Origin of the sequence: Algibacter sp. (genome assembly GCF_029245835.1) — a bacterium.
Lineage (GTDB): Bacteria > Bacteroidota > Bacteroidia > Flavobacteriales > Flavobacteriaceae > Algibacter_B.
In genome coordinates, this window is record NZ_JAQWOO010000049.1 from 1 (window position 1) to 12,809 (window position 12,809).

At 31.2% G+C, this 12,809-nt stretch carries 10 protein-coding genes; 8 read left to right on the plus strand and 2 right to left on the minus strand.

Annotated features, from left to right (window positions below):
- Nucleotides 1-222 precede the first annotated feature (222 nt).
- From nadC to priA, 3 genes are all read left to right on the plus strand, one after another.
- The gene (gene nadC, locus P8K68_RS08360; RefSeq protein WP_300249479.1) at nt 223-1,083 is read left to right on the plus strand and encodes a carboxylating nicotinate-nucleotide diphosphorylase; all 861 of its coding nucleotides are present in this window, start codon (nt 223-225) and stop codon (nt 1,081-1,083) included.
- 94 nt (nt 1,084-1,177) lie between these two features.
- Nucleotides 1,178-2,134: a YihY/virulence factor BrkB family protein gene (locus tag P8K68_RS08365; protein ID WP_300249481.1), complete on the plus strand. Its 957-nt coding sequence runs from the start codon at nt 1,178-1,180 to the stop codon at nt 2,132-2,134.
- An 81-nt stretch (nt 2,135-2,215) separates the two neighbouring features.
- A complete protein-coding gene (gene priA / locus P8K68_RS08370; RefSeq protein WP_300249483.1) occupies nt 2,216-4,669 on the plus strand; it encodes a primosomal protein N' in 2,454 nt (817 codons plus the stop codon).
- Between the two features lie 22 nt (nt 4,670-4,691).
- Here priA and P8K68_RS08375 read toward each other — a convergent pair whose 3' ends face one another.
- A complete protein-coding gene (locus P8K68_RS08375) occupies nt 4,692-5,387 on the minus strand; it encodes a LytTR family DNA-binding domain-containing protein (protein WP_300249485.1) in 696 nt (231 codons plus the stop codon).
- 208 nt (nt 5,388-5,595) lie between these two features.
- Between P8K68_RS08375 and rpsF the strand changes: the two genes are divergently transcribed.
- From rpsF to hisS, 5 genes are all read left to right on the plus strand, one after another.
- Complete coding sequence (gene rpsF, locus P8K68_RS08380) at nt 5,596-5,934, plus strand: 30S ribosomal protein S6 (RefSeq protein ID WP_295984718.1); 339 nt, start codon at nt 5,596-5,598, stop codon at nt 5,932-5,934.
- Nucleotides 5,934-6,233, plus strand: a complete 300-nt coding sequence (rpsR, locus tag P8K68_RS08385) for a 30S ribosomal protein S18 (protein ID WP_204244201.1) — start codon at nt 5,934-5,936, stop codon at nt 6,231-6,233. Before rpsF ends, rpsR begins: the two co-directional genes overlap by 1 nt.
- A 13-nt stretch (nt 6,234-6,246) precedes the next feature.
- Nucleotides 6,247-6,690 carry a 50S ribosomal protein L9 gene (gene rplI, locus P8K68_RS08390; protein WP_300249488.1) on the plus strand — a complete coding sequence of 148 codons (444 nt, stop codon included), beginning with the start codon at nt 6,247-6,249 and terminating at the stop codon, nt 6,688-6,690.
- 202 nt (nt 6,691-6,892) lie between these two features.
- Complete coding sequence (locus P8K68_RS08395) at nt 6,893-7,363, plus strand: DUF6495 family protein (RefSeq protein ID WP_300249491.1); 471 nt, start codon at nt 6,893-6,895, stop codon at nt 7,361-7,363.
- Between the two features lie 329 nt (nt 7,364-7,692).
- Nucleotides 7,693-9,063, plus strand: coding sequence for a histidine--tRNA ligase (gene hisS, locus P8K68_RS08400; protein ID WP_300249494.1), 1,371 nt, complete (start codon nt 7,693-7,695; stop codon nt 9,061-9,063).
- Between the two features lie 340 nt (nt 9,064-9,403).
- Here the strand turns inward: hisS and P8K68_RS08405 are convergent, their stop codons facing one another.
- Nucleotides 9,404-12,592: a LamG-like jellyroll fold domain-containing protein gene (locus tag P8K68_RS08405; RefSeq protein ID WP_300249497.1), complete on the minus strand. Its 3,189-nt coding sequence runs from the start codon at nt 12,590-12,592 to the stop codon at nt 9,404-9,406.
- Between the last annotated feature and the right edge of the window lie 217 nt (nt 12,593-12,809).

Sequence of the window (12,809 nt, forward strand, 5' to 3'; positions counted from 1 at the left end):
TTTATCACGATGTGCTTTAAAGTGAGCGATACAAGAAGCTTCACTATCAAAATTTGCTGTAAAACTGAAGATATTCATATGGTGGAATTTTTAGCTAATTTATGAATAAATTTTTAATTGTGATGTATTACGGATATTCAAGAAAAAATTGAAAAATTCGTAAATGTAAAATTTAATTTGGTCAATCTATTTCTTATTTTTGCTCGAAATTAACTAATTATTATGATTACACAAGAGCAGTTTGATACAGAAGTAAAGATGATTATTGAAAACGCCATACGTGAAGATGTAGGTGATGGTGATCATAGTTCTTTGGCTTGTATTCCTCAAAACGCAAGAGGAAAAGCTAAACTTTTAGTTAAAGATAAGGGTATTATAGGCGGTGTTAATTTTGCTAAAAAAGTATTTGCTTATGTTGATAAAAATTTAAAGTTAGATGTTCGTATTGAGGATGGAAGCGAAGTTACTTACGGAGATATCGTTATGTATGTTGAAGGTCCTTCGCAATCTATCTTAAAAGCAGAAAGAACCGTTTTAAATGCAATGCAACGCATGAGTGCTATAGCAACAAAAACTAGAATGTTTGTCGATTTGATAGCGGGCACAAAAACAAAAATTTTAGATACTCGTAAAACAACACCCGGAATTCGTGTTTTAGAAAAATGGGCTGTTAAAATAGGCGGTGGCGAAAACCATAGATTTGCACTTTATGATATGATTATGTTAAAAGATAATCATATTGATTTTGCTGGAGGCATAACCAAAGCTATAGAAACTACAAAGCAGTATTTAAAAGAAACTGGTAAAGATTTACTTATTATGGTTGAAGCTAGAGATTTATCTGAAGTTCAAGAAATATTGAGTAATGAAGGTGTTTTTAGAATATTACTAGATAATTTTGATTATGAAGACACTAGAAAAGCTGTAAAGCTAATTGGTGATAAATGTTTAACTGAATCTTCTGGTAATATAAACGAAACCACTATTAGACACTATGCAGAGTGTGGTGTAAATTATATTTCTTGTGGTGCTTTAACACATTCTGTTCATAATATGGATTTAAGTTTAAAAGCGATAAAATAATAGTGCTTTTTTCTATCTACATTAATACTTTTTATCATAAGTAAGCATCTTTAAATTCAATAACTTTGCTGTAATTTAAAAATGTAAATTATTAATGTCTGACCACCTAAAAGATAAGCTTGAAAGTATACCGGTAATTAATATTATCGTGCGTTTTTTTAAGCGGTTAAAACTTCCTGGTCTTGAAGGGTTGTCGTTTTATGATTTATTAGTGCTTTATATAACCGGTATCGTAAGAGGGGCATTAACAACTAGAGCTAGTGCTATTGCTTTTAATTTTTTTATGGCGCTATTTCCATTTTTGTTATTCGTTTTAATTATTATTCCTTATGTGCCTATTGATGATTTTAAAATAGAATTTTTACAGTTTTTAGAATCTTTTTTACCCCCTAGTACCTCTGATTTTTTCTTTGAAAATATCTTTGAAAATATTGATCAATCTCAGCGGGGAGGTTTATTATCTTCTGTTTTTTTATTATCAATTCTTTTAATGGCTAATGGAGTAAGTGCCGTTTTTTCTGGTTTTGAAAACTCTTATCATGAGCAATTAACACGAAACGTTTTTAAACAATATCTATTTGCTTTAAGCATAGCTTTAATACTAGCTTTTCTATTAATTATAACCATTATAGTATTAGGTTATATTCAAATTTATGTTGTTCAAGAGTTAATACATGCATTTGAAGATAGAGGGTATGAAGTAGATTCTGAAGGTGTTTTTTGGACTGACGTTGTTAAATATTTATTTTTTGTAGTTATGGTATATATCGCTACAGCAACTTTATATTATTTTGGAACTAGAGAAGGGCGTGCGTCTAAATTCTTTTCTGTTGGCGCCATATTTACTACTTTGTTAATTATACTCACTTCTTATTTGTTCGGGATTTATATAGAAAACTTTGGGCAGTATAATAAGCTTTATGGGTCTATAGGCGCATTATTAATCCTGTTATTTTATTTGTGGCTAAATGCTAATATATTATTATTGGGTTACGAGTTAAATGCATCCCTGCAATTTTTAAAAAAATATCCTAGAGAAACTGAAGATTAGATTGTTGCTTACTCTTCATTTTAATCTAAAATACACTAATTAAGTTTAGTGTTTTTTATTTAATGGTGTTACTTTTGAATTATGCAATTCTTTATAGATGTTATAATTCCCATTCCGCTTAAAAAGCTATTTACTTACAGTATTTCAGCTGCCGAAGCTGGTTTTCTAAAAACAGGTATGCGTGTTGCGGTTCCTTTTGGGAAGTCTAAAATCTACACGGGTATTGTATTTAAAATTCATAATGAAGCACCAACCGCTTACGAACCCAAAGACATTCAGCAAATTTTAGATGACACACCTATTGTAAATGAAATTCAATTACAATTATGGCAATGGATATCAGGTTATTACATGTGTACGCTAGGAGATTTAATGAGAGCTGCCTTACCAAGTGCTTTTATTTTAGAAAGTGAAACCGTAATTACAAAAAACACAAATAAAACTATTGATGAGTCCATTTTAAAAGATGATGAGTTTTTAGTTTATGAAGCGTTGCAGCATCAATCTACTTTAAAGATACATGATATATCTAATATTCTTGATAAAAAGAATGTCCTTTCTGTAATTAAAAGACTTATTGAAAACGAGGCTATTTCTGTTGAAGAAGAAGTTTATGAAAAGTACAAACCTAAATTAGTACGTTATGTAAAATTGCATGCTAATTTTTCATCTGAAGCAACACTTCAAGATTTATTAGAAGCATTAAGTAGGGCGCCAAAACAGCGCGATGTGGTAATGACTTTATTTTCTATTTCGGCAAAAACAAAAAAACCTGTTAAAGTTATAGATTTATCAACTGAAAGTGGCGCATCAACGGCAATCATAAAAACGTTAGTTGATAAAGGTGTTTTAGAAGAATATCATATCCAAACGGATCGGGTTCAATATTCAGGTGAAGAAACAGAGGCTTCAAAACGGTTGAATGACTATCAAAAAACAGCTCTTAAAGAGCTACAAGAATCTTTTAAAAAACATCAGGTTACCTTATTACATGGTGTAACCTCTTCAGGTAAAACAGAAGTATATGTAAAATTAATTGAAGATGTTTTAAATGAAGGCAAACAAGTTTTATACTTACTTCCAGAAATAGCATTAACAGCTCAATTAATTACAAGGCTACAAAATTACTTTGGAGAACAAGTAGCGGTTTTTCATTCTAAATACTCTGCTCATGAGCGTGTTGAGGTTTGGAATAATGTACTGCACAATTCCGCGAAAGCGAAAATAATTTTAGGAGCGCGTTCCTCTATATTTTTACCTTTTAATAATTTAGGATTAATAATTGTTGATGAAGAGCACGAGCAATCTTTCAAGCAATTTGACCCAGCACCACGTTATCATGCTAGAGATACGGCTGTTGTATTAGCACATATGCATCAGGCAAAAACGCTTTTAGGTTCTGCGACACCGAGTCTAGAAAGTTTTTTTAATGCAAAACAAAATAAGTATGGTTTTGTTGAAATTACGAAGCGTTATAATGATGTTTTGATGCCTGATATTGAATTGGTTGATATTAAGGATAAGTTAAAAAAGAAACGCATGAAAGGACATTTTAGTGATCGATTGATTGAAGAAATGACCGAAACGTTACAGAATGGGCATCAAATTATATTATTTCAAAACCGCCGTGGATTTTCTCCTATTGTAGAATGTAAAACTTGTGGGCACTCACCACAATGCCCTAATTGCGATGTGAGTTTAACCTACCATCAATATCGTAATCAATTGCGTTGTCATTATTGTGGCTATAATGCTGCCATGATGCAAGATTGTGAAGCTTGCGGAAGTCAAGATTTAGACAGCAAAGGGTTTGGTACAGAACAAATAGAAGGTGAAGTAAAATTATTATTTCCCGATTATAAAGTAGCCCGAATGGATTTAGACACCACACGCGGAAAATATGGTTACGAAAAAATAATTACGGCTTTAGAGCAACAAGAAATTGATATTTTGGTAGGTACACAAATGTTAACTAAAGGGTTAGATTTTAGACATGTAAAGTTGGTTGGTATTATGAATGCTGATAATATGTTAAACTTTCCAGATTTTAGAGCGCACGAACGTAGTTTTCAACTCATGTTGCAAGTTTCGGGTAGGGCAGGGCGTACTGCGGAGCGAGGTAAAGTACTTATTCAAACGTATAATCCGCATCACAATATTTTGCAACAAGTATCTACTAATAATTATGTGGATATGTTTAATGAGCAAATGAACGACAGGTATAATTTTAAATATCCGCCAGTTTATAAGCAGATAAAAATCACATTAAAGCATAAGGATTATAATAGGGTAGAAACCGCTTCTATTTGGTATGCTAAGTCGTTACGTCAAGTCTTTAAAGAGCATATACTAGGTCCAGAATCGCCACCAATTGCAAGGATTAGAAATCAGTTTCATAAAAATATTTTAGTAAAAATACCTAAGCAACAATCGTTAGCAAAAACAAAAGAAGCCATTATTAAAATTAATAATAGCTTCTTGAGTATAAAAGATTTTCGGTCGGTTAAAGTAATTTTAAATGTCGATAACTTTTAATTTAGTATTGTTTGTTGCGCTTTTAAATATTATTTAAAGCATCAACTAATTGGGTCTTTTTATTTCTACTTAAAGGAATTTCGTAAGCGCCAACTTCAACATTTTTACTGTTGAATCTGTCAATCTTATCGAGATTCACGATATAAGATTTATGAATTCTTAAAAATTTCCCTTCTGGTAATTCAGCTTCAAAAGATTTCATTGTAGAAAGTACTACTAAGCTGTTTTCTTCGGTAACAAGTTTTACATAATCACCAAGAGCTTCAATCCATTTGATGTCCTTAATATAAACTTTACGTTTTTTAAGGTTACTCTTTACAAAAATGTGCTCGCCTTCTTCTTCGTTAAAATCTAAAGTCAGTCTATGCTGCTCCAAAGCTTTTTCTACAGAAGTGTTGAAACGTTCTCTTGTAATGGGTTTATGTAAATAATCGGTAGCGTCGTAATTAAATGCTTTAAAAGCATATTCGGTTTTACCGGTTACAAAAATAATTTGGGGTTTGTTGTTTAATACGTCTAAAAGTTCAAATCCGTTTAGCACTGGCATTTCAATGTCTAAAAAAATTAAGTCAACTTGATGCGTATTTAAACCATTTTTAGTTTCTAAGGCACTATTGTACTCTGCTATTAAGTTAAGAGCGGGGTGATTCTCTACTAACTTAACAATAGAGAGACGTTGTATTGCCGAATCATCTACTACTACACAGTTTAAAGTCATAACATTTATATTATTTCGGTTAAGATATCGACAATAGTACGAATAATTCGGTTAAAAACCAAAAATCATCGTTAAAATGCTTAATTTAACACAATATTAACATTTTTAACAGTATTCTTTTAAGTCTAAAATATAGAGCCTTATTATTGTGTAATATATAGAATTTAATTATTTTTGCAGCCAATTTTTAACAATAAAAACGATTTTTATGAATCATTATGAAACTGTTTTCATCTTAAATCCCGTTTTATCTGAAGATCAGATAAAGGAAACAGTAAAGAAATATGAAGATTTTCTTGTTTCTAACGGCGCTAAGATGGTATCAAAAGAAGATTGGGGGCTAAAAAAATTAGCTTATCCAATTCAAAACAAGAAAAGTGGATTTTATCACTTATTCGAGTACACTGTAGATGGAGAGGTAATCAATCCATTAGAAGTTGAGTTTAAACGTGATGAGCGTTTTATGCGTTATTTAACTGTTGCGTTAGATAAACATGCTATTTCTTGGGCAGAGAGAAGAAGAGTGAAACTAAAACAAAAAGCTTAATTATGTCATCAATAGAACAACAATCAAAAGGAAAAAAAGACGGCGAAATTAGATATTTAACGCCCCTTAATATTGATACAAACAAGGCTAAGAAGTATTGTATGTTTCAAAAGTCTGGAATTAAGTATGTAGATTACAAAGACCCAGATTTTTTAATGCGTTTTATTAACGAGCAAGGTAAAATTTTACCAAGACGTTTAACAGGAACTTCATTAAAGTATCAAAGAAAAGTAGCCGTAGCTGTTAAAAGAGCACGTCACTTAGCTTTAATGCCTTATGTAGCAGATTTATTAAAATAAAATACCGATAACAATGGAACTTATATTAAAACAAGACGTTGAAAATTTAGGATTTAAAGACGATGTTGTAACAGTTAAGAACGGTTATGGTAGAAATTTTTTAATTCCTCAAGGTCAAGCAATATTAGCTACTATTTCTGCAAAGAAAGTTTTGGCTGAAAATTTAAAGCAACGTGCTTTTAAAGAAAAGAAAATAGTTGATGATGCTAACAAAATTGCTGAAGCAATTAAAGCATTAGAAATTAAAATACCTGCAAAAGTTGGTACTGGAGACAAATTATTTGGATCTGTAAACAACATTGATGTTGCAGCTGCTTTAGAAAAAGAAGGACAGTCAATCGATAAAAAATTCATAACAGTAACTACTGTTAAGCGTTTAGGTAAATATGCTGCTGTAGTGCGTTTACACAGAGAAGTATCAGTTGATTTAGAATTTGAAGTTATTGCGCAAGCGTAAACTTTAAAAACACATATTTTAGAAGCCTCAACTTAGTTGGGGCTTTTTTTAGTGAAACTCAATTTTAAAAAGCTTGAAAAGCACATTTAAAATTGTAAGTTGAACTAATCCCGAATTTTTTTCGGGATCTTTTGAATTATATATATGATATTCAAGGTTAAGAGATTTCCATCTTCACGGAAATAAAAAAAATGATTTTTTTATGAAGTACACAAGACTTACAAAAGAACAGTTTGAAGAATTACACCAAGAATTTATTAATTTTTTGGCTACACAATCTATAACTTCAGAGGAGTGGACAAATTTAAAAGCCAATAAACCAGATTTAGCTGAAATGGAATTAGATGTGTTTAGCGATTTAATATGGGAAGGGGCTTTGAATAAGGCTGAATATTTAGAACACTTTGCACCACAACATATGTATTTATTTCATTTAGAAGATGCTAATATGCATGCTATTGTTGTAAATGTTAAGAATGATGATGTTGATATAACGACACAAGAAGGTTATAATTGGTTGCGTGAAAACTTAATGGACGAAAATGTTGAGTTTTTACAAGCTGATAAGGAATATACCGAAGATAAAAACTTAGATAAATTTAAAATGATTGAACAAGGCGCTAGTATTACTAAAGGCGAATTGTATAATTATTTTTATAAACTTATTAATTAGATAACCCTTCCGTATTTTGGTTTTAAGAAACCAAAAGCCATCGTCCCTTTAACGGGAAGGAATTTCTAACAAAGATGTTTTGCGGTATTTTGAGTTTCTCGTTGTTAAGTAATTTAATCGCGTAGAAATTCTCCTCCTTTTTAAAGGAGGAGTGTCACAAAGTGACGAGGTGGTTTTATTAACTTAGTTGTACATTGTAACACTTTTTTAGTAAAAACTGTTTCAATACCATTTTCATTATATATTTTTGTCATTCCTGCGTAGCCAGGAACCCACTTTCAAAGTATTAGTTAATCATTAAAAAGATACCTGCTTTCGCAGGCATAAATATGGCTCAAAAACCAAGTATCCCTAAAGGAACCCGAGATTTTAATCCAGAACAAGTTGCTAAACGAAACTATATTTTTAATACGATTCGTGGTGCTTTTGAAACGTTTGGGTGTCAACCTATTGAAACCCCAAGTTTTGAAAACTCAGATACGTTGATGGGGAAATATGGTGATGAAGGGGATAGATTGATTTTTAAGATTTTGAATTCGGGGGATTATTTATCAAAAGTAAACGAACAGGCTTATAAAGAAAAAGACTCAAACAAGCTTACCTCATCAATCTCGGAGAAGGCGTTGCGTTACGATCTAACAGTCCCTTTTGCACGCTACGTAGTACAACACCAAAACGACATAGAATTCCCATTTAAACGCTACCAGATTCAACCTGTTTGGCGCGCAGATAGGCCGCAAAAAGGACGATTCAGAGAGTTTTTTCAATGTGATGCAGATGTGGTTGGAAGTCAGTCGTTATGGCAAGAGGTTGAGTTTATTCAATTATACGATACGGTATTTTCAGTATTAAAATTAGAAGGCGTCACCATAAAAATTAATAACAGAAAAATACTTTCTGGTATTGCTGAAGTTATTGGTGCAAGTGATAAACTTATAGATTTTACAGTTGCCCTAGATAAACTAGATAAAATTGGCGAGGAGAAGGTGAAAGAAGAAATGCTTTCTAAAGGGATTTCGGAAGCTGGTATTACAAAATTACAACCCTTATTTACACTTTCAGGTTCTTTTGACTCTCAAATTGAAAGTTTAAAAGAGATTCTTAATACTTCCGAAGAAGGACAAAAAGGTATTGAAGAGTTGGATTTTATAAATTCAGCAATTACCGAATTAGGCTTGTCAACTGCAACTTTACAATTGGATGTTACCTTAGCTCGTGGATTAAATTACTATACCGGTGCTATTTTTGAAGTCTCGGCTCCAGAACAGGTAAAAATGGGTTCTATTGGTGGTGGTGGTCGTTATGACGATTTAACTGGCATCTTTGGAATGAAAGATGTAAGTGGTGTTGGTATAAGCTTTGGTTTGGATCGTATTTATTTGGTACTTGAAGAATTAAGTTTATTCCCAGAAACAGTAAATAAAAATGTAGAAGTACTTTTTATAAATTTTGGAGATAAAGAAGCCTTGTTTAGTTTAAAGGCCATTAAACAATTACGATTACAAGGTATAAATGCGGAATTATTCCCTGATGCTGCTAAAATGAAAAAACAAATGAATCACGCTAATAAACGAAACATTCCTTTTGTGGTTTTAGTGGGTGACGAAGAAATGGCTTCAAATACATTCACTTTAAAACATATGGTTTCAGGTAAACAAGATAAAGTATCACTTGAGGCATTAATAAATCAGATAAAATAAAAAAAGTCCCAAACGTCAGTTCAGGACTTGAAGAGTATTTCAGATTTGAAGTATTTTATTTTAAAGTGACTAACTCAAATAATTAATTTAATCTATCAATACTTTTATTGTATTTGTACTAATAATCTTTTAATAGTACAATTTATAGCTTATTTATCAATATGTTATTAAATAACAATTGCTTACGGTGCTAATATACAATTTCACTTGGAATATATGCGATAAAATACATATAAATACGACAAAATACATTATTTGTTAACATTAATGACGTGCTTAAAGTATTTTTCTATAGAAAAGGAATTGGTTTTTTACTAAATTAAGTAGAAAATTTAACTAATTATTTTATTAATACTTTTTTAGAAATCAAACTAAATTCAGTTTCAATTTTTAAAATGTAGTTACCTGTTTTAATTTGGTTGGCATTGTATTCTAAATGATTATTGTTGGTATTAGTTTGAAAATTAAAAAGTGATTGTCCTAAAATGTTATACATTTCTACGGATTCAATTAATCTCGAAGCAGGATTATTTATAACAATTTTGTTTTTTTCATTCGAAAAGAAAACTTCAATCTGTTCGTTTTCATTTTCCTCAGTATCTAATGTATTAGCTTTAGAAAACGCAAGTTCAAAACGATTTAGATGCGCTCCAGCTTCAAGAAAAATATCATATTTACTTTGTCTTAAATCATGATAAATATTAAGTTCTTTATCATGCAAATAAATCTCAAGTTCGTTTGGTGTATGTTCTAATTCATCAATATTAATGCTGTTAAATCCGTCAGTTTTAGTATGAAGACCAAGAGCAATAATGGTTTCTTTATTAATTTGATTTGTACCTTGAATGAGAAACTTTTCATTATTAATTAACCAATACATGTCATCCATTTGCGTGTCAATATATTTGGAATCATAACCCCAATCATATCCAGCAGATGCATTTTCATCTAAAGTAATGAGTAGTTGTCTTTGTAAGTTATTTATAGAATTAAAACCTATTCTTAATTTCATTCTTGCATCATTACTTTTTAAAGCCACATTTTTAGAGGTATTACCTTTGTAGTTTGGTGATATAATAGTATCTATATGGTGTACACGTTGATTATTATTAAATTTAATAGTGCCGTTGGTTTCTGCAGTTGTATAAAAGCCTTGACCAACAGGTATGTATCTACTAGGTATGTCTTCAGAATCTCCTCCTGATAAAATACTATTTCCACTTGTGTTATTTGATGCTGCAGGAACACCTCCTGAAAGGGAAAATGTGGCGTAACCTCCTTGATAATCATTAGCTATATGCGAACCTCCACCCCAATGTTTCCAAAAATAAAGTGTCCCATTAATTGCTCCTGAGCCAGAAGGATTTGATTTATTATCCTCAATAAATTTAATAGCATCTATTACAGACGGGTAGGGGTTGCCAATTAAATAATCGTTACCGGCATATACTGGTAAATTAATAGCGCCATTATTTGGTTTTCCTTGAAGTGTATAATTTTGTTCATCATCAATATCGCCTGAACCCGGACCTTTCATGGTAAATCCTTCGCCAGGTAAAATTTCGCCAGTGCTTCTTACATGTTGCCATGATGAGTAGGTGTCCGTTAAACTATTATTAAACTTCCAAATCCAATAATCTGCGATTGATAAAGGGGTAATTATTCCATCATGACCAGTGGTTAAAAAAGCAATATTAGTAAATATATCTTTTACAGTGTATTTATTATTAATAGTGGAGTTGTTTGTTTTTCCAACTGGAGAAGACCAGTAGTTATAGGTATACTTATCTGCAGTTCCAATTAAATCCTTTTCTAAAATCCCAGAACTAGTGATATCTAGTGTGCTATTCTCTGTTTGAATTAATTGAGATTCTTCTTCTAAATCTAAAATGCCGTTAAGTTTTAAATACCAAGAATTATATAATCCAGAATTTTGCTTGATCTTTAAACTACTCCCTTTTTCAATAATGAGCCCAGTAGTATTTATATTAGTAAAAAACTCAAGATTCCCATTAATTTTAATAATAGCGTGAGCAGGAATACCTTTTGGAATATCCCATACATTACCATAAAGCCAGTTGCTAGCAATACCCCAGTAACCATTACTGGATGATGTTGTAACATAGGGTAGTGGTGCTGTGTAATCTTGATTTTTTTGATAGATAGTCATATTATGCAGTATACCATCTGTTTTGTTATCAGAGCTATCAGGTGTATGTCCTGTATTTAATATGTCCATTTTATAATAGAGTATTAAATCGCTCCATAATAAACCCTCAATATTTTTTGGTATTACTGAGCCACTAACGTTTCCATTATTATTCTCAATTTCTTGATTTATTTGTTGGTGTATTTGGGTTTCAGTTAAAGCTTTATTATAAACTTTACATTCATAAATAGAACCTTCAAAATAATTATTGTCAAATTGCGTATTTCTTCCTATTTCAAAATCATGATCTAAATTCCATTCTGTTGTATCATTAATAGATGTTCCAATTAAAGTGTTGTCTGTATGATTCCAAATAATTTTTCCGTTTAGGTATAGTGTTACAGTTCCTGTTTTATTATCAAATTTTAGGGCTATATGATACCAAAGATTTTCTTCTAGAGTGGCTTCTGGTAAATCAGACGAGCTAATATCTGTACCTATATTAGTTTTAATAAAAGCTTTTATCTGGTTGTTAGAATTTACATAAAGTCTAAAGTTGCGTTGTCCTAAAATTTCACCTCCGTTTGAACCATTGTCCATTTTTATCCAAGACATCATGGTAACTTCAGATTTACCACCTAAGAAAGCTGAACGACTAATGTAATCATCAATACCATCAAAATCTAAAATTTGCGGTGTACAAAAACTAAAATTACCTAAACCAGTAACCTGAAGTTTATTCTTGTTACACGTATCACAATCTTGCCATAAGAAGGATACACTTTTAATATAATTAGAGTCAGAAAAATTAACACCAACAACCGCATTGTTCCCAGTAGCTGAGTTTGAAATTGCATTTACAATTCCCGTGTTATTATCTGAAGTGTAAGTCGGGTGTGGAGAATTGGTAAACTCAGGAAAAATGGTATTCCCATCTTTATCTTTACCTGTAAATGTAAATTTTTCTCCATTCGATTCTCGTTTGGTTATATGGTGTACATCAAACGATAAGGCATATATAGGTTTACTAAATGTTATGGTACAGGTAATTCCATTACCAGAAAATCCTTTAGATAACAAATCTATACCGTTGTATAAGTTACAAGAGTTTTTACCTGTTTTAGGCGTATTACCGCCCCAAAAACCAAAGGTGTTTGTTTCTCCTGTGAATGCTATAGTCACATCAGTTTCAGAGCCATCTACATTAGTATATGTTTTCCATAGTTGCCCTGATTGCCAATAATAATCCTCACTGGTAGGATTCGTTGTCCAATTTAGATTAAAATTTTGTCCACAAGTAGGTTCTGAATGTAGTTGTGCATAAACGCTTAAATTAAGAAGAGTGAGTAATAGGGTACTTATAATAGCGATATTCTTCATAAGATGTTATCTTGTATGGGCTAAATATTAGCTTATAATTATTCAATATACATGCTGTCTTATAATATTAATGATTAAAAGACACTATCCTAAAAAGTGTGTAAGTTCAAAATTTCAGGGTTAAATTATTTATAGTTTAATCCTGTTTTCAAATATAGCTAAAAATTGGTTGAGTATAATTCCCCAATTTCTAACAGGCATTATCCATTTTTTAGTG